The sequence below is a fragment of the Klebsiella sp. GG_Kp175 genome, assembly GCF_040062325.1.
Lineage (GTDB): Bacteria > Pseudomonadota > Gammaproteobacteria > Enterobacterales > Enterobacteriaceae > Klebsiella > Klebsiella quasipneumoniae.
Genome location: NZ_JBEAFX010000011.1, coordinates 306,919 through 325,195, shown reverse-complemented (window position 1 = coordinate 325,195; position 18,277 = coordinate 306,919). Strand labels below are relative to the sequence as shown.

The following is an 18,277-nucleotide window of genomic DNA, read 5'->3' as shown; positions in this document are numbered from 1 at the left end:
AAATCGTTATGGTTAAGCGGGTTTACGTCGGCCGTAGACCAGCCAGGTCACCAATACGCAAACCACGTAAAAAACGAAGAAGACCTTCATCGCCCCGACCGGCGAACCGGTCATCGCCAGCGAGGTGCCGAAGGCTTTCGGGATAAAGAAGCCGCCGATGGCGCCAATTGCCGAGATAAAGCCCAGCGCGGCAGCGGTATCGGTTACGGCTTCGTGCTGCGCTTCTTCTTCGCTGCCGCCGCGCTGCCTCACGCTGTCGATGGTGAGCTGACGGAAGATGACGGCGATCATCTGGAAGGTGGAGCCGCTGCCGAGTCCGGCGGTTAAAAACAGCCCCATAAACACCACGTAGAAGGCGAGGAAGCTGCCGGATCCGCTGCCCGGCAGGGTGAGGAACAGCAGGCCGGTAAAGAGCGCCATCAGCACGAAATTGACCAGCGTCACCCGCACACCGCCCAGACGGTCGGAGATGATCCCGCCGAACGAGCGCGCCAGCGCGCCGATAAACGGCCCAAAGAAAGCCAGCTTGAGAATGTCGACCGCAGGAAACTGGGTTTTCGCCAGCATGGCGAAGCCGGCGGAGAAGCCGATAAATGAGCCGAAGGTCGCCAGATAAAGCAGGCTGAGCAGCCACATATGCGGACGCTTGAGCACCGGGAGTTGATCGCGAATCGAGGCCTTCGAACTGGCGATGTCATTCATACCGAACCAGGCGGCAGCGGTGGCGAACAGCAGGAGCGGCACCCAGATGAGCGCCGCATTGCTCAGGGCTATCGTTGAACCATCGGGCTGGGTGACGCCATGGACGCCGAGGAAGGTGAAGAGCGGCAGGAAGATTACCGCCGGAGCGACCATCTGCATCACGCTGACCCCCAGATTGCCAAGGCCGCCGTTGACCCCCAGCGCGCTGCCCTGTTTGGCTTTGGGAAAAAAGAAACTGATATTTCCCATACTGGAAGCAAAATTCGCCCCGGCAAAACCACACAGCAGCGCAATAACAATAAATACCCAAAATGGAGTAGCAATATTCTGGATCGCCACGCCCAGCCAAATACAAGGCACAATCAGGATCACTGTACTTAATACAGTCCAGTAGCGCCCGCCGAAGAGGGGCACCATAAAGGAGTAGGGCACCCGTAATATCGCGCCGGAAAGTGAAGGAAGTGCGGTTAATAAAAAAAGCTGGTCGGTAGTGAAATGAAAACCGACCTTATTAAGATTGACCGCCACGGCGCTGAATAACATCCAGACGCAGAAGGCCAGTAGTAAGCAGGTTACTGATATCCATAAGTTTCTTCTCGCAATAGCCTGGCCCTTGTTTTCCCAGAAGGCCTTATTTTCTGGCTGCCAGTTTTTCAAAAGGTAATGATTATCTTTCTCATTTTGTACCGACATATTGCCCTCTAATTGCCCGGAATGGAGTAAATAAATAAGGTCAACAGCTGAATACAAGGGGACGGAGAATAACCCTTAATTGGCGTTATCTAAAAAGCGTAGATAAAAAAAACGTGCTGTCGGAGAGCACGTGGAGAGCGTAGCGGGATTAATTGTTACTAAATGTAAAATTTAACTAAAATAACTCCAGGGTTATCATCTTATTGACGTAACGGCTAAACGCCGTCTCGTCCAGGGTCTGGGTGCCGAGGGCGTAAATCCCGTCGAGGCCGCACACCAGGGCGATAAAACGCCAGCCGATATCCGCCGGCGGCTCGGTCGAATGAAACTCACCGCAGGCGAGGCCCTGCTCAACGATCGCCACGGTCTCGGCATGCCACATGGTCATGGTTAGCAGGTAGGCCGCTTTGATGTCCGGGTCGCTGTCGGCCAGTACCTGGCCTTCCCGCCACAGGCGGATATAGGGTTCCAGCCGGCCATCCTCGCTGCCGATCATCGAGAATAACCGCTCGCGCCAGCTGGCGTCCTCGGCCACCAGCGGCATGTCGAGCATCTCGCGGATAAGACGGATGAACACCTGGGACTTCAGCTCGCCGATGGAGGCGAAGTGGTGGTGCAGTTGCCCGGCGGCCACCTGCGCTTCGCGGGCGATCTGCCGCACGGTCATGGCGCTGAAGCCGCCGCGCAGCGCCAGGCGCATGGCGGCCTGCATAATCCCTTCCCGTCGCTCATCCCGCTGTAAATAGTGCATAGAACCCCGCTGATATCTGGCTTTGGCCGAGTGTAACAAAAAGTTGGACATGCGTTCAACAATCCGGCAGGATCGCCATCCTGGACGTGTGTCCAAGTTCTAACATTGAGGTACAAGCTATGTCACGGCAATGGATGACGCTGATGGCGATTTTGCTGGTTTATATTCCGGTGGCGATTGACGCCACGGTGTTGCATGTGGCCGCGCCGACCCTCAGCGTCGCGCTGGGCAGCAGCGGCAATGAGCTGCTGTGGATCATTGATATCTATTCATTGGTGATGGCCGGGATGGTGCTGCCGATGGGCGCCCTTGGCGATAAAATCGGCTTTAAACGTCTGCTGCTGCTCGGCAGCGCTATTTTTGGCGTCGCCTCGCTGTGCGCCGCACTGTCGCCGACGGCTCTGACGCTGATTGCCTCCCGTGCCCTGCTGGCGGTGGGGGCGGCGATGATCGTGCCGGCGACGCTGGCCGGGATCCGCAGCACCTTTGCCGAGGCCAGCCAGCGCAATATGGCGCTGGGGCTGTGGGCGGCGGTGGGCTCCGGCGGCGCGGCCTTTGGCCCGCTGGTGGGCGGCATGCTGTTGGAGCATTTCTACTGGGGATCGGTGTTCCTGATCAACGTGCCGATTGTGCTGGTGGTTATCGCCATTAACGCCAAAGTGGTGCCGCGTCAGCCCGCGCGCCGCGACCAGCCGCTGAACCTGCTGCAGGCGCTCATTTTGATTGCGGCGATCCTGATGCTGGTGTTTAGCGCCAAATCGGCCCTGAAGGGCCAGCTGGCGCTGTGGCTCACCGCGCTGGTGGCGATCGGCGGGGCGGCGATGCTCACCTGGTTTATCCGCAAACAGCTGTCGGCGGTCCGGCCGATGGTGGATATGCGACTGTTCACTCATCGCATTATTTTAAGCGGGGTGATGATGGCGATGACCGCCCTGATTACCCTGGTGGGTTTTGAGCTGTTGATGGCTCAGGAGCTGCAGTTTGTGCATCAGAAAACGCCGTTCGAGGCGGGGATGTTTATGCTGCCGGTGATGGTGGCCAGCGGCTTTAGCGGGCCGATTGCCGGGATGCTGGTGTCGAAGCTCGGGCTGCGCGAGGTGGCGACCGGCGGGATGTTGCTCAGCGCCTTCAGCTTTCTGGGCCTGGCGCTGACCGATTTCAGCACTCAGCAATGGTTGGCCTGGGGGCTGATGACGCTGCTCGGCTTTAGCGTCGCCAGCGCGCTGCTGGCCTCCAGCTCCGCCATTATGGCGGCGGCGCCGAAGGAGAAAGCGGCGGCGGCCGGGGCGATCGAAACCATGGCCTATGAGCTGGGCGCTGGCCTCGGCATTGCCCTGTTCGGCCTGATCCTGACCCGCAGCTACAGCGCCACCATTGTGCTACCGCCCGGGCTGAATGAGACCATGGCGCAGCGGGCGTCGTCATCGATCGGCGAGGCGGTTAGCCTGACCCAGGCGCTACCCGCCGGGGTAGCGGAGGCGCTGATGGCGGCGGCGAAGGCGGCCTTTACCCAGGCGCACAGTCTGGTGCTAGCGACAGCGGGGGTCATGCTTCTGCTGCTGGCCGCCGGGATCTGGCGCAGCCTCGCCACCGTGAAGAAGCCGCAGTCGGCGCTATAGCTGTAGCGACAGGTCCATCGCCGCGCGGCGTAGCGGGGCGAGGGCCTTCTCTTTTAACGCCGCGGCGCTGACCGTCGCGGCCGGCACCCCGACATTCAGCGCGGCCACCACCTGGCCATGACGCGACAGCACCGGCACCGCCAGCGAGCACAGGCCCACCTCTATCTGCCGGTCGGCGAGGGCATAGCCCTGCATGCGCACCCGATCAATCTCCGCGCGTAGCCCGGCCATATCGCATAGGGTGTGTGGGGTGTAGCGAATGAGCACGGCTCGTGACAGTGTCACCTCCAGTTGCTCTTCCGGCAGCGCACTGAGCAATACCCGACCCATCGACGTCGCCCACGCCGGCAGGCGGCTGCCGCGTCCGATATCGACGCTCAATAAATTATTCACCGCCGCGCGGGCAATATAGAGCACGTTATCCCCGTCGAGTGTCGCCGCCGAACAGGATTCGCCAAGGGCTTTGCCGAGGCTGTCCAGCGCCGTCTGCGCCACTTTCGCCAGCGGGGTGCCGGCGAGATAGGCATGGCCCACCGCCAGCACCCGGGGGAGCAGCTCATAATGGCGGCCATCCGGGCTATGGACCATGCCCAGCGCGGCGAGGGTATACAGGCAGCGGCGTACCGCCGCGCGGGAAATTTGCGTTTTCTGGCTTAACTGGGAAATGGTCAGCCGCTGACGCTGTGGGGTGAAGGCGTTAAGCACCTCCAGACCGCGGGCCAGAGACAGCATAAAGTTGGGATCGTGCTCGGCCTGCCTGGCGCTCAGCGTATTGGGGATATTGTCGCTCATCGCATCCTTCTCCGTTGCAGCGTAAAGCTCACGGCAGATCACTATACCTTGCGCAAAATGGGGCGCGCTGAATTGTGCCGGTTTTACCACCACGATCACATTAATAACTGTCTTTTAACAAACGCGTCGATAATCGCACAACATTTCGATTATCGCCGTTGACCATCCGCCAGGCCGAACCCTATTGTCAATGGCACAGCCCTCCCCGTTATGGATGTGGGTACAAAAAGTTATACATCTCATCAGGAAGCGAAAATGACTGCCACCGTAGAACGTATTGAGAGCTGGATTGTGGATGTCCCAACCATCCGGCCACATAAATTGTCGATGACCACCATGGGATGTCAGACGCTGGTGATCGTGCGCCTTACCCGCTCCGACGGCATCTGCGGCATTGGCGAGGCCACCACCATCGGCGGCTTGAGCTATGGCGTCGAGAGCCCGGAGGCTATCTCGTCGGCGATAACGCATTACCTGACGCCGCTGCTGCTGGGGCAACCGGCTGATAACCTGAATGCGCTGACCGCCCGCATGAACAGCGCCATTAAAGGCAACACTTTTGCCAGGTCCGCCATTGAAACCGCGCTGCTGGATGCCCAGGGCAAAGCGCTGGGGCTGCCGGTGTCGGCGCTGCTCGGCGGCGCGCTGCAAACGGCGTTGCCGGTGCTGTGGACGTTAGCCAGCGGCGATACCGCGAAAGATATTGCCGAAGGGGAAAAACTGTTAACCGAGCGGCGCCATCAGGCGTTCAAGCTGAAAATTGGCGCACGCGAATTAGCGACCGACCTGCGCCATACCCGCGCCATTGTGGAGGCGCTAGGGGATCGCGCCAGCATCCGCGTCGACGTCAATCAGGCCTGGGACGCCGCAACCGGCGCGAAAGGCTGCCGCGAGCTGGCGGCGATGGGCGTCGACCTCATCGAACAGCCGGTCAGCGCCCACGACAACGCGGCGCTGGTGCGGTTAAGCCAGCATATTGAAACCGCGATCCTCGCCGACGAAGCGGTGGCCACCGCTTACGATGGCTATCAACTGGCGCAGCAGGGCTTTACCGGCGCTTACGCGTTGAAAATCGCCAAGGCCGGCGGACCGAACAGCGTACTGGCGCTGGCCCGCGTCGCCCAGGCGGCGGGTATTGGCCTGTATGGCGGCACCATGCTGGAGGGGACCGTCGGGACTGTTGCCTCGCTACACGCCTGGTCGACGCTGCCGCTGCAGTGGGGCACCGAAATGTTCGGCCCGCTGTTGCTGAAAGACGATATCGTCAGCGTACCGCTCTCCTTTGCCGACGGCGAGGTGGTGCTGCCGCAAATCCCGGGTCTTGGCGTCGAGCTGGATGAAGACAAACTGCGTTTTTACACCCGCCAGGCGTAGCGGGAAACAGGAGAAACAGATGCTATTTAAAGTGGATATGACCGTGAATATACCGCTCGGCTTTCCCGTCGCCGAAGCGGAGGAAATAAAACAACGCGAAAAAGCCTATTCGCAACAATTACAGCGGGAAGGCAAATGGCGACATATCTGGCGCGTCGCCGGTCTTTACGCCAATGTCAGTATTTTCGATGTCAAAGATACCGAAGAGTTACATCAAATATTAATGGGATTGCCGCTGTATCCTTTTATGGATATTCGCGTCGAGGCGCTGTGCCGCCATCCCTCGTCTGTTCGTGACGATGATAGCTAATAATAACACCTGACCTCATGCCGGGGTGACCCGGTAAATACCCTACAACGATAAGAGAGAATAATGATGAGTAATGCTTTCGTACAACAAGAAGCCGTGCAGAAATTATTACGTGAAGGGGCAGGTTTACATGTCCCTGGCGGAAACGAACGTTTTAAAGCCATTATTCACCGTCTGCTGGAGAATATCTGTACGCTGATCGACGACTATAACATCACCGAAGAAGAGTTCTGGCATGCGGTGAACTATCTGCATGCGCTGGGTGGTCGTCAGGAGGCGGCGCTGCTGGCGGCAGGGCTGGGTCTGGAGCATTTCCTCGACCTGCGTCAGGACGCCATTGACGCAGCGGCGCGCAGGGAAACCGGCACCCCGCGCACCATCGAAGGGCCGCTGTATGTGGCCAATGCGCCGCTGGCCGATGGCCACGCCCGGATCGATGATGGCGCCGACCCGGGGGAAGTGATGTGGCTGCATGGCCAGGTCAAAGATACCGAGGGCCGGCCGGTGGCCAACGCCATCGTCGATATCTGGCACGCCAATACCCTCGGCAATTACTCCTTCTTCGACCCGAGCCAGAGCGAATACAACCTGCGCCGTCGGATCCGCACCGGCGCCGATGGCCGCTATAGCGTGCGCAGCATCCTGCCTTCCGGCTACGGCTGTCCGCCGGATGGCCCAACGCAGAAATTGCTGGATCAGTTAGGCCGCCACGGCAACCGTCCGGCGCATATTCACTTCTTCGTCTCCGCGCCGGGGCATAAACATCTCACCAGCCAGATCAACCTCAGCGGCGATAAATACCTGTGGGATGATTTTGCCTTTGCCACCCGCGACGGTCTGATTGCCGACCCGATTAAAGTGACGGACCGCGAGACTATCGCGCAGCGCGACCTTGAGGGAGAGCACACTGAGGTCTGTTTTGATTTCACCCTGTGTAAAGCGCTCAGCGCCGACGAAGAGCAGCGCGGCGCCCGCCTGCGCGCCAAAGCGTAATCTGCTGTAACGGCCCCGGGCACGCGGTTGCCCGGGCCAGACATTGCACCTGAAAGCTAACAATTCACCCGGTTTATTTCATCCTGAATACCGCAGGAGGGACTGACTCATGCAAAAAACGCTATCAGCGCTTAAAGACAAAATTAACAACGCCTTAATTGTCGATCGTGAAAATCATATTTACCGCTGCCACCGGTCGATATTTACCGACCCGCAGCTGTTTGAATTTGAAATGAAGCATATCTTCGAAGGTAACTGGGTATTTCTCGCCCATGAAAGCCAAATTGCCGAACCGGGTGATTATTATACCCTGACGCTGGGGCGTCAGCCGGTGATTATTACCCGCGATAAAAAGCATGAGCTGCATGCGTTAATTAACAGCTGCGCTCATCGCGGCGCCATGTTATGTCGACGGAAAACCGGGAATAAAAACTCTTTTACCTGTCCGTTTCACGGCTGGACCTTCAGCAATAACGGCAAATTATTAAAAGCCAAAGATGAAAGCACCGGCGCTTATCCTGACACCTTCAAACAGGAAGGATCTCACGACCTGCAAAAGCTGCCGCGTTTTCAGTCCTATCGCGGTTTTTTATTCGGTAGCCTCAATGCCGACGTGCAGCCGCTGGAAGCCTATCTCGGGGAAACTTGTAAAATCATCGATCTGATCGTCGACCAGGCGCCGGAGGGGCTGGAAGTGCTCAAGGGTTCGTCGAGCTACGTTTACGAAGGCAACTGGAAGCTGGGCGCGGAGAACGGCGCTGATGGCTACCATGTCAGCGTGGTGCACTGGAACTACGCCTCCACCATGTCGCGACGCAACTATGAAGCGCAAGGCACCCATGCGGTGGACGCCAACGGCTGGTCAAAAAGCCTCGGCGGCGGCTACGGATTTGATAACGGCCATATGCTGCTGTGGACCCGGGCGCTGAATCCGGAGGTGCGCCCGGTGTATGCCCATCGCGAGCGTCTGCAGGCGGAATTCGGCGAACGGCGCGCCGACCAGATGGTCAACGAAACCCGCAACCTGTGCCTGTACCCCAACGTCTATCTGATGGATCAATTCTCCACCCAGATCCGCGTCATTCGTCCGCTGGCGGTGGACAAAACCGAAGTCACTATCTGGTGCTTTGCCCCGAAGGGGGAATCCGACCAGGCGCGGGCCCTGCGTATCCGCCAGTATGAAGATTTCTTTAACGTTAGCGGGATGGGCACCCCGGACGATCTCGAAGAGTTCAGCGCCTGTCAGCGCGGCTATCTCGGTGAAAATCTGGCGTGGAGCGATCTCAGCCGCGGCGCGCTGCGCTGGGTCGATGGTCCGGATGAGCATGCGCAGCACGCCGGATTTAATCCGCGCTTAAGCGGCGTGAAATCGGAGGACGAGGCGCTGTACATCGCCCATCACCATCACTGGCAGACGCTGATGCTCGCGGCGATTGAACAAGAGCAGCAGCGCTATGACCAGTCGATCACCCAGCGTGTGGAGGTGGCCTGATGCTGAACCTCGAACAGGTACGCCAGTTTCTCTATCACGAAGCCCGTCTGCTGGATGACCGTCAGTGGGATGAATGGCTCAGCTGCTACAGCCCGCAGGTGATCTACTGGATGCCGGCGTGGGGCGACGACGATCAGCTGACGCGCGACCCGCAAAAAGAGATTTCGCTTATCTACTATCCCAACCGGGAAGGGCTGGAGGATCGCGTTTACCGCATTAAAACCGAGCGCTCCGGGGCCAGCACGCCGGAGCCGCGGACCACCCATATCATCAGCAACGTCGAACTGCTGGGGGAGAGCGACGAGGGGCTGGAGGTGCGTTACAGCTGGGTGACCTGGAGCCACCGCTATCAGCACACCGATGCCTTTTTCGGCGCCACCTGCTGCACGCTGACCGAGCAGGACGGCCGGCCGCAGATCGTGCGCAAAACCGTGCGCCTGAATAACGACTATATCCGTCAGGTGATTGACGTTTACCACATTTAAGAGGCGCCTATGACCTTCACTATTGCTCTTAATTTTGAGGACGGTATCACCCGCTTTATTCAATGCCATGCCGGAGAGAAAGTCCTGGATGCTGCCTATCGGCAGAAGGTGAATCTGCCGATGGACTGCTCGGACGGCGTGTGCGGCACCTGCAAATGCCACTGCGCCAGCGGGGAATACGATCTCGGCGAGGAGTATCTCGACGAGGCGTTAAGCGATGAGGAAGCGCAGGCCCGCCAGGTGCTGACCTGCCAGATGGTGCCCACCAGCGACTGCGTTGTCGATGTGCCGGTGGCCGCCGCGCAGTGTAAAACCGCCCTGACGAACGCCGGGGCGCAGGTGCGACAGGTGAATTGTCTGTCCGATACCGCCATCGAGCTGGTGGTCGCCCTCGATGAGCCGCTGGACTTCCTGGCGGGGCAGTACGTCAACATTCAGGTGCCAGGCACGCCGCACGTTCGCGCCTATTCCTTCAGCTCCCGGCCAGGCTCGGCAGAAGGGCGTTTCCTGATCCGTAACGTGCCCGGCGGCATGATGAGCCAGTGGTTAACCCTGCAGGCGCGGCCCGGGGATCGTCTTACCCTCAGCGGCCCGATGGGCAGCTTCTATCTGCGCCACGGCGAACGTCCGCTGCTGATGCTGGCCGGCGGTACCGGGCTGGCGCCGCTGCTCTCCATGCTCGAGACCTTGCAGGCGCAGAACGCCGCGCGCCCGGTGACCCTGCTGTATGGCGTCACGCGCGACGCGGACCTGGTGAAGACCGAGGCGCTGGAGGCATTCCGTCAGCAGTTAACCCACTTTCGCTGGCTGCCGGTGGTGGCGGATGAAAACAGTCCTTGCCCACAGCGCGGCTTCGTCACCGACCATCTTAACGACGCCATGCTGAATAATGGCGAGGTCGATATCTACCTTTGCGGCCCGCCGCCGATGGTCAACGCGGTCGCCACGGCGCTGCGCGAGCGAGGGATCACCCCGGCGGGCTTCTGGTACGAGAAATTTATCGCCAGCCAGAGCGCGGCGGCATAAGGAGGCAGTATGCGTTTTAGCGATAAAGTGGTCGCCATCACCGGCGCGGCCCAGGGCATTGGCCGACAAACCGCGGAGCAGGCGGCTGCGGAAGGCGCGGCTCTGCTGCTCATCGATCGTTCGCCCTGGGTGCATGAGCTGGCGGCGACGCTGGCTCAGTCCGGCAGTCAGGTGCTGGCGCTGGAGGCGGACCTGGAACAGTGGCCGAGCGCCGAGCAGGCGTTTGCCGACGGGGTGGCGCATTTTGGCCGCATCGATGTGTTAATCAATAACGTCGGGGGGACCATTTGGGCGCGGCCGTTTGCCGAATATCAACCGGAGCAGATTGAGAAAGAGATCCGCCGCTCGCTGTTTCCTACCCTGTGGGGCTGCCGCGCGGCGCTGCCGTGGATGCTGAAGCAGGGCAAAGGCTGCATCGTCAATATCTCGTCGGTGGCGACGGCGGGGGTCAACCGGGTGCCTTATTCGGCGGCGAAGGGAGGTGTGAATGCGCTGACCCGGTCGATTGCCATGGAGTACAGCGGCAGCGGCATCCGCATCAATGCCGTCGCACCGGGCGGGACGGAGGCGCCGCCGCGCCTGACGCCGCGTAACGACGAGCAGCCCAGTGAGCAGGAGAAGGCGTGGTATCAGCAGGTGGTCGATCAGACGGTGGCCAGCAGTCTGATGCACCGCTACGGCACGCTGGCGGAACAGGCAAACGCGATCCTGTTTCTCGCCAGCGATGAGGCCAGCTATATCACCGGCGTCACCCTCCCGGTGGCGGGCGGCGATCTCGGCTAACGGCGGGTTGCATACCAGCAGAGCAGGGAGCCGAGACACACCATCCCGGCCCCCTGCCAGAACGACCATGATAGCGCGGCGCTAAGCAGGATCGCCGCCAGCGCGGAGGAGAGCACCGGGGTGAAGTAGGAGGCCGCCGCCAGCAGGCTGACGTTGCCGTGGAGGATCCCCACGTTCCACGCGGCGTAGGCCAGACCGAGCGCCACCGCTACCGTCAGCAGCTTGATGCTGACCGGCCAGCTGAAGACCATCGGCGGCTGCGGCGTGGCGAGAAACTTCAGCCATAGCGTCAGCGCGGTTAACAGGACGAACAGGGTAATAGCATTTTTGCCGCCGGCATATTTGGCCGTCACCGTGCAGTAGGCCGCCCAGATAAAGGCGCCGACAAAGGCCAGCAGATAGCTGAGCGGACTGGAGATGACGTTGCTGATAATCTCCTCCAGCTGCAGGCCGTGCTCACCCCCCAACACCCAGCCGACGCCAAGCAGGGCGAGAAGCAAACCGGGGATCACCAGCCAGCTGCTTTTCTGACCATTAAACAGGATGGCGAACAGGATGGTCAGGCTGGGCCACAGATAATTGACCATCCCCACCTCAATGGCCTGTTGACGGCTGGCGGCATAGCCCAGGGACAGCGCGAGGCAGATTTCATAGCTGACAAACAGCACGCTGCCGGCCAGCAGATAGCGGCGCGGGATCTGGCGCAGGTTAGGGAAACCGACGGTAAAAATCAGCAGCAGGCCGCTGAGGCTGTAAATCATCGCCGCGCCGCCGACCGGTCCCAGTCCTTCGCTGACGCCGCGAATCAATCCGACCATGGTGCTCCATAAAATAATGGCGGCGAAGCCGATGGTCGTGGCTCTCTTTTTCTCCATGCTTATCCTGAGGGTTACGCGAATGCAGCCGGCATATATATCATCTTTTGACCGCCGCGGGGTGAAATTTTCCGCCATGGGTAACCCCTGGGGATTAGTGAAAACGGCCGCGGCTGGCGATTAAGGGGGAGTGGGTTTTGCTCCTTGATTTGACGCAAATTTTCCCGGGATTTTACTGTTAGTTTCCTCCGCGCGATGAATCAACATCCTGCATGGAGGAATGCAATGGACGTCAGCCGCAGAAAGTTCTTTAAGATCTGCGCAGGCGGTATGGCCGGAACCACAGCTGCCGCCCTGGGCTTTGCCCCCAAAATGGCGCTGGCTCAGGCACGCAACTACAAATTGCTGCGTGCGAAAGAGATCCGCAACACCTGCACTTACTGCTCCGTTGGCTGCGGGCTATTAATGTATAGCCTCGGCGACGGCGCGAAAAACGCCAAAGAAGCGATTTACCATATCGAAGGAGATCCGGACCATCCGGTGAGCCGCGGCGCGTTATGCCCGAAAGGCGCCGGCCTGCTGGACTATGTCCACAGTGATAACCGCCTGCGCTACCCGGAGTACCGCGCCCCGGGATCCGATAAATGGCAGCGACTCTCCTGGGATGAAGCCTTCAGCCGCATTGCCCGGCTGATGAAAGCCGACCGCGACGCTAACTTTATGGAAAAGAACGAGCAGGGCGTAACGGTTAACCGCTGGCTTTCCACCGGCATGCTGTGCGCCTCGGCGGCGAGTAATGAGACCGGCATGCTGACGCAAAAATTTGTGCGATCGCTCGGCATGCTGGCGGTAGACAACCAGGCGCGCGTCTGACACGGACCAACGGTAGCAAGTCTTGCTCCAACATTTGGTCGCGGTGCGATGACTAACCACTGGGTGGATATCAAAAACGCGAACGTCGTGGTGGTGATGGGCGGTAACGCCGCGGAAGCCCACCCGGTGGGATTCCGCTGGGCGATGGAGGCGAAGAACAACAACGACGCCACGCTTATCGTCGTCGACCCGCGCTTTACGCGCACTGCGTCGGTGGCCGATATCTATGCGCCGATTCGCTCCGGTACCGACATTACCTTCCTGTCGGGGGTGCTGCTGTACCTGATCGAACATAACAAAATCAATGCCGAGTACGTGAAGCACTACACCAACGCCAGCCTGCTGGTGCGGGATGATTTTGCCTTCGAAGAGGGGCTGTTCAGCGGCTATGATGCGGACAAACGCCAGTATGATAAATCGTCCTGGAACTACCAGTTCGATGAAAACGGCTACGCTAAACGCGATGAGACGCTAAGCCATCCGCGCTGCGTGTGGAATCTGCTGAAGCAGCACGTTTCCCGTTACACGCCAGAGGTGGTCGAAAATATCTGCGGTACGCCGAAAGCGGACTTCCTCAAGGTGTGCGATGTGCTGGCCTCAACCAGCGCCGCCGATCGCACCACCACCTTCCTGTATGCCCTGGGCTGGACGCAGCACACCGTCGGCGCGCAGAACATTCGCACCATGGCGATGATCCAATTGCTGCTAGGCAATATGGGCATGGCCGGCGGTGGCGTGAATGCCCTGCGCGGTCACTCTAATATTCAGGGGCTGACCGACCTTGGCCTGCTGTCTACCAGCCTGCCAGGCTACCTGACCCTGCCTTCTGAAAAGCAGCGGGATCTGCAGACGTACCTGGCGGCCAACACGCCAAAAGCGACCCTGCCGGACCAGGTGAACTACTGGAGCAACTACCCGAAATTCTTTGTCAGCCTGATGAAGTCCTTCTACGGCGAGGCGGCGCAAAAAGAGAACGACTGGGGCTTTGAGTGGTTACCAAAGTGGGACCAGGCTTACGACGTTATCAAATACTTCAACATGATGGATAACGGCAAAGTTACTGGCTATATCTGCCAGGGCTTTAACCCGGTCGCGTCCTTCCCGGACAAAAACAAAGTGGTTCGCAGCCTGAGCAAGCTGAAGTATATGGTGGTTATCGATCCGCTGGTCACCGAAACTTCCACTTTCTGGCAGAACCACGGCGAGTCTAATGACGTCGACCCGTCGACGATCCAGACGGAAGTCTTCCGCCTGCCATCGACCTGCTTTGCTGAAGAGGACGGTTCGATCGCCAACTCCGGCCGCTGGCTGCAGTGGCACTGGAAAGGTCAGGATTCCCCAGGTGAAGCACGTAACGACGGCGAGATCCTGGCCGGGATTTACCATCGCCTGCGCGAACTGTACCGCACCGAAGGCGGTAAAGGCGCAGAGCCGCTGCTGAAGATGAGCTGGCGCTATAAGCAGCCGGATCGCCCCGAGTCTGAAGAGGTCGCGAAAGAGAACAACGGCGTGGCGCTGGCGGATCTTTATGACGCCAACGGCACTCTGGTGGCGAAAAAAGGCCAGCTGCTGAACAGCTTCGCGCTGCTTCGCGACGACGGGACGACGGCGTCTTCCTGTTGGATCTATGCCGGCAGCTGGACGGAGCAGGGTAACCAGATGGCGAATCGCGATAATGCCGACCCTTCGGGTCTGGGTAATACGCTGGGCTGGGCCTGGGCATGGCCGCTTAATCGCCGGGTGCTCTATAACCGCGCGTCAGCCGACATCAACGGCAAGCCGTGGGATGCGAAGCGGATGTTGATCCAGTGGAACGGCAGCAAGTGGGTCGGGAATGATATTCCGGACTTCAATACCGCGCCGCCGGGGAGCAACACCGGGCCGTTTATCATGCAGCAGGAGGGGCTGGGTCGCCTGTTCGCGCTGGATAAGCTGGCGGAAGGGCCGTTCCCGGAACATTACGAGCCGATGGAAACCCCGCTTGGCACCAACCCGCTGCACCCGAAGGTGATCTCCAGCCCGGTGGTGCGTCTGTATGAAGAGGACGCCATCCGCTTAGGTAAGAAGGATAAGTTCCCGTATGTCGGGACCACCTATCGTCTGACCGAGCATTTCCATACCTGGACCAAGCATGCGCTGCTCAATTCCATCGCGCAGCCGGAACAGTTTGTCGAAATCAGCGAAGGGCTGGCAAAAGCGAAAGGGATTGCCAACGGCGACCGGGTGAAAGTCAGCAGCCAGCGCGGCTTTATTCGCGCGGTAGCGGTGGTGACGCGCCGCCTGCAAACGCTCAACGTCAACGGCCAGCAGGTGGAGACCGTCGGGATCCCGCTGCACTGGGGGTTTGAAGGCGTGGCTCGCAAAGGCTATATCGCTAACACCCTGACGCCGAACGTTGGCGATTCCAACTCACAAACGCCGGAGTATAAGGCGTTTCTGGTCAACATCGAGAAAGCGTAAGGAGCGATTCAATGGCGATGGAAACACAAGACATTATTAAACGCTCCGCGACCAACCCGATCACCCCCGCGCCGCGCGCGCGGGACCATAAGGCGGAAGTCGCCAAGCTTATCGATGTCTCCTCCTGCGTGGGCTGTAAAGCCTGCCAGGTGGCCTGCTCCGAGTGGAACGACATCCGCGATGACGTGGGACACTGCGTCGGGGTGTACGACAACCCGGCGGATCTTAGCGCCAAATCCTGGACGGTAATGCGCTTTAGCGAGACCGAACAGAACGGCAAGCTGGAGTGGCTTATCCGCAAGGATGGTTGTATGCACTGCGCAGAGCCGGGTTGTCTGAAGGCCTGCCCATCCGCCGGGGCGATTATTCAGTACGCCAATGGCATCGTCGATTTCCAGCAGGAAAACTGCATCGGCTGCGGCTACTGCATTGCCGGCTGTCCGTTTAACGTTCCGCGTCTCAATAAAGAGGATAACCGGGTCTATAAATGCACGCTGTGCGTGGACCGGGTCAGCGTCGGTCAGGAACCGGCGTGCGTGAAAACCTGTCCTACCGGCGCGATCCACTTCGGTACGAAGAAAGAGATGCTGGAGGTGGCCGAGGAGCGGGTGGCTAAGCTGAAAAAACGCGGTTATGCCAGGGCCGGGATTTACAACCCGCAGGGCGTCGGCGGCACCCATGTGATGTACGTATTGCATCATGCCGACCAGCCCGAGCTGTATCACAAGCTGCCGAAGGAACCGCAGATCGATACCAGTATCAATCTGTGGAAGGGGGCGCTGAAGCCGCTGTCGGCGGCGGGCTTTATCGCCACCTTTGCCGGGCTTATCTATCACTACATCGGTATCGGGCCGAACAAGGAAGTTGACGACGACGAGGAGGAGCATGATGAGTAAATCGAAGATGATAGTGCGCACGACCTTTATCGATCGCGCCTGTCACTGGACGGTGGTAATCGCTTTCTTCCTCGTGGCGCTGTCGGGAATATCGTTTTTCTTTCCGACGCTGCAGTGGCTGACGGAAACCTTCGGTACCCCGCAGATGGGGCGTATTCTGCACCCCTTCTTTGGCGTGCTGATTTTTATCGCCCTGATGTTTATGTTCGTGCGTTTTGTCCACCACAACATCCCGGATAAACAGGATATTCCGTGGCTGAAAGGCATCGTCGAGGTGCTGAAAGGCAACGAGCATAAGGTGGCGCGGGTCGGTAAATATAACGCCGGGCAGAAGATGATGTTCTGGACCATTATGAGCATGATTTTCGTGCTGCTGGTGACCGGGGTGATAATCTGGAGGCCCTGGTTTGCCCAATATTTCCCGATTCCGGTGATTCGCTATAGCCTGCTGATACACGCCACTTCGGCCATTATTCTGATCCACGCCATCCTTATCCATATGTATATGGCGTTCTGGGTGAAGGGGTCGATTAAGGGGATGATTGAAGGCAAAGTCAGCCGCCGCTGGGCGAAGAAACACCACCCGCGCTGGTATCGCGATGTCGAACGCCTGGAGGCGATGAAAGAGAGTCGCGAAGGGATGAAGTAAGCCTTCACGGCGCGAAACCCGCTCCGGAGATGTCGGAGCGGGTTCCCGGCAGTCAGCAGTTCGTGATAAGTGTATCGATTGAATCGATAACGCCCAGGCGCGCATGACTCAGATTGCAGACGAAATCCTGTGGCTGGATCCGTTTATTATTTAAGTTACTGATCATTGGCGTACAAAGTAAAAAGCTGTCAAATTCAATATTTATCCTTGGTACGACATGCTGATGCCAGCGTGGTAACTGTTGTGGTCGCATTAAAGGAATAATGACTCTCGTGGCCAGGTCTGCATAATAATCATTCTGCACAATCATATAATATGGCAGGGTTTTATTTGTCTGAGGAGAATAATTTCGATAAACATTGAATTGTTCAAGCATCATAGTACCCTGAAAAATTCATCATCAGTAAGAGTGCCTCCTTTTGCAATAAATTCATTCATTGCGGCAATGAATTCCTTGTGCTGTCGCTGTTTATCTGCTTCTCGTAAATCCTTACCTGGCTGTACTGACGCCTTCTGGACGGGTACGTCAGTGGGTCTTTTACGTAGCGTATTACTTTTCATCATAGGCTCCTTGCGGTTGGTTCTGTGATTATTCACTTTACTCACTAAAAGATAAATGCCAGCAGTAATTTTAATGTTTATTTTGCGAGGCAGCTTCCAGAGGAAAGTAACCGCCTGAAATATTAATGGTTATAGTAATAAACCCGGCGCTGGTATTACCAGCGCGGCGGGAAATAATCAGAACTTCTCCGGAATAAAGCGGAAGGGAAAATTGGTCTGTTTCATTTTACCAATTTTGCGCTTCGGCAGCGTGACATGCTCCACTGGCAAGGCTTCGTAGGGGATCTGCGACAGCAGGTGGGTGATGATATTCAGACGCACCCGCTTTTTATCCTCGGAGCGGGCGACGAACCACGGCGCCCAGGCGGTGTCGGTAGCGGCGAACATGGCGTCGCGGGCGGCGGTATATTCATCCCAGCGATTGAAAGACTTGATGTCCATCGGCGAGAGCTTCCAGATCTTGCGCCCGTCGTCGATGCGATCCCGCAGGCGCCGCTCCTGCTCCTGCGGGGAGACCTCCAGCCAGTACTTGAGCAGGATAATGCCCGACTCGACCATGCCGCGCTCCACCATCGGCGCGCCGTCGAGAAATTTCTGCACCTCCTCCGGGGTACAAAAGCCCATCACGCGTTCGACGCCGGCGCGGTTGTACCAGCTGCGATCGAAAATCACGATTTCCCCAGCCGCCGGGAGATGCTTGATATAGCGCTGAAAATAGAGCTGACTTTTCTCGCGTTCGGTGGGCGAGGGTAAGGCGACGACCCGGAAGATACGCGGGCTGACGCGCTCGGTGATCGCCTTAATGGTGCCGCCTTTGCCGGCGCCGTCCCGGCCTTCAAAGACGATGCACACCTTCAACCCTTTATGCACCACCCAGCGCTGCAGTTTCACCAGCTCCACGTGGAGCTTGCGCAACGCCTTCTCATACGCTTTATTGTCAAGCGGGGCGATCTTCACCGCCGCGTCGACCGGATTACCGCTTTTCTTATTACCCATCGCCATG

General features: G+C 58.7%; 18 protein-coding genes. 11 read left to right on the top strand and 7 right to left on the bottom strand.

Annotation, left to right across the window (positions count from 1 at the left end; genetic code table 11):
* Positions 1-12 precede the first annotated feature (12 nt).
* Entirely contained in the window at positions 13-1,395 is a 1,383-nt protein-coding gene (locus ABLU73_RS17340) for a NarK family nitrate/nitrite MFS transporter (protein WP_348850318.1), read from the bottom strand.
* A 175-nt stretch (positions 1,396-1,570) separates the two neighbouring features.
* Entirely contained in the window at positions 1,571-2,146 is a 576-nt protein-coding gene (locus tag ABLU73_RS17335; RefSeq protein WP_264924353.1) for a TetR family transcriptional regulator, read from the bottom strand.
* A 119-nt stretch (positions 2,147-2,265) separates the two neighbouring features.
* Between ABLU73_RS17335 and kmrA the strand changes: the two genes are divergently transcribed.
* Positions 2,266-3,765, top strand: coding sequence for an efflux MFS transporter KmrA (gene kmrA / locus ABLU73_RS17330; RefSeq protein ID WP_264924355.1), 1,500 nt, complete (start codon positions 2,266-2,268; stop codon positions 3,763-3,765).
* Here the strand turns inward: kmrA and ABLU73_RS17325 are convergent.
* Positions 3,760-4,650 (bottom strand): IclR family transcriptional regulator C-terminal domain-containing protein, encoded by an 891-nt coding sequence (locus ABLU73_RS17325; RefSeq protein ID WP_072140467.1) that lies wholly within the window; start codon positions 4,648-4,650, stop codon positions 3,760-3,762. The genes kmrA and ABLU73_RS17325 overlap by 6 nt on opposite strands.
* A gap of 117 nt (positions 4,651-4,767) precedes the next feature.
* On the opposite strand from ABLU73_RS17325, the gene ABLU73_RS17320 reads away from it, so the two are divergent.
* From ABLU73_RS17320 to benD, 7 genes are all read left to right on the top strand, one after another.
* Positions 4,768-5,931, top strand: coding sequence for a muconate cycloisomerase family protein (locus tag ABLU73_RS17320; RefSeq protein WP_074194069.1), 1,164 nt, complete (start codon positions 4,768-4,770; stop codon positions 5,929-5,931).
* 19 nt (positions 5,932-5,950) lie between these two features.
* Entirely contained in the window at positions 5,951-6,241 is a 291-nt protein-coding gene (gene catC, locus ABLU73_RS17315; protein WP_004202698.1) for a muconolactone Delta-isomerase, read from the top strand.
* 66 nt (positions 6,242-6,307) lie between these two features.
* Complete coding sequence (catA, locus tag ABLU73_RS17310) at positions 6,308-7,234, top strand: catechol 1,2-dioxygenase (protein WP_348850327.1); 927 nt, start codon at positions 6,308-6,310, stop codon at positions 7,232-7,234.
* Between the two features lie 109 nt (positions 7,235-7,343).
* The gene (locus tag ABLU73_RS17305; RefSeq protein WP_032456123.1) at positions 7,344-8,726 is read left to right on the top strand and encodes a Rieske 2Fe-2S domain-containing protein; all 1,383 of its coding nucleotides are present in this window, start codon (positions 7,344-7,346) and stop codon (positions 8,724-8,726) included.
* Positions 8,726-9,211 carry a benzoate 1,2-dioxygenase small subunit gene (gene benB, locus ABLU73_RS17300; protein WP_004202692.1) on the top strand — a complete coding sequence of 162 codons (486 nt, stop codon included), beginning with the start codon at positions 8,726-8,728 and terminating at the stop codon, positions 9,209-9,211. Before ABLU73_RS17305 ends, benB begins: the two co-directional genes overlap by 1 nt.
* Before the next feature lie 9 nt (positions 9,212-9,220).
* Positions 9,221-10,237, top strand: coding sequence for a benzoate 1,2-dioxygenase electron transfer component BenC (benC, locus tag ABLU73_RS17295; protein WP_135683664.1), 1,017 nt, complete (start codon positions 9,221-9,223; stop codon positions 10,235-10,237).
* 9 nt (positions 10,238-10,246) lie between these two features.
* Entirely contained in the window at positions 10,247-11,020 is a 774-nt protein-coding gene (gene benD / locus ABLU73_RS17290; RefSeq protein ID WP_023318370.1) for a benzoate diol dehydrogenase BenD, read from the top strand.
* Here the strand turns inward: benD and yddG are convergent.
* On the bottom strand, positions 11,017-11,895 hold the full coding sequence (gene yddG, locus ABLU73_RS17285) for an aromatic amino acid DMT transporter YddG (RefSeq protein ID WP_004202687.1): 879 nt from the start codon (positions 11,893-11,895) through the stop codon (positions 11,017-11,019). The two genes, benD and yddG, sit on opposite strands and share 4 nt — an antisense overlap.
* A 225-nt stretch (positions 11,896-12,120) precedes the next feature.
* Between yddG and fdnG the strand changes: the two genes are divergently transcribed.
* The 3 genes from fdnG to fdnI are packed head-to-tail and all read left to right on the top strand — an operon-like array spanning position 12,121 to position 16,713.
* Positions 12,121-15,168, top strand: a complete 3,048-nt coding sequence (fdnG, locus tag ABLU73_RS17280) for a formate dehydrogenase-N subunit alpha (RefSeq protein ID WP_348850317.1) — start codon at positions 12,121-12,123, stop codon at positions 15,166-15,168.
* 11 nt (positions 15,169-15,179) lie between these two features.
* Positions 15,180-16,064, top strand: coding sequence for a formate dehydrogenase subunit beta (gene fdxH / locus ABLU73_RS17275; protein ID WP_023318367.1), 885 nt, complete (start codon positions 15,180-15,182; stop codon positions 16,062-16,064).
* Positions 16,057-16,713 (top strand): formate dehydrogenase-N subunit gamma, encoded by a 657-nt coding sequence (fdnI, locus tag ABLU73_RS17270; protein WP_101993384.1) that lies wholly within the window; start codon positions 16,057-16,059, stop codon positions 16,711-16,713. The genes fdxH and fdnI overlap by 8 nt, the downstream gene beginning before the upstream one ends.
* Positions 16,714-16,765: 52 nt before the next feature.
* Here the strand turns inward: fdnI and ABLU73_RS17265 are convergent, their stop codons facing one another.
* The 3 genes from ABLU73_RS17265 to ppk2 all read right to left on the bottom strand — a co-directional run bounded on the left by ABLU73_RS17265 (position 16,766) and on the right by ppk2 (position 18,270).
* Positions 16,766-17,092: a CcdB family protein gene (locus tag ABLU73_RS17265; protein WP_264924362.1), complete on the bottom strand. Its 327-nt coding sequence runs from the start codon at positions 17,090-17,092 to the stop codon at positions 16,766-16,768.
* Positions 17,089-17,274 (bottom strand): hypothetical protein, encoded by a 186-nt coding sequence (locus tag ABLU73_RS17260; protein WP_057215496.1) that lies wholly within the window; start codon positions 17,272-17,274, stop codon positions 17,089-17,091. The genes ABLU73_RS17265 and ABLU73_RS17260 overlap by 4 nt, the downstream gene beginning before the upstream one ends.
* Before the next feature lie 177 nt (positions 17,275-17,451).
* Positions 17,452-18,270, bottom strand: a complete 819-nt coding sequence (gene ppk2 / locus ABLU73_RS17255) for a polyphosphate kinase 2 (RefSeq protein WP_004202673.1) — start codon at positions 18,268-18,270, stop codon at positions 17,452-17,454.
* Between the last annotated feature and the right edge of the window lie 7 nt (positions 18,271-18,277).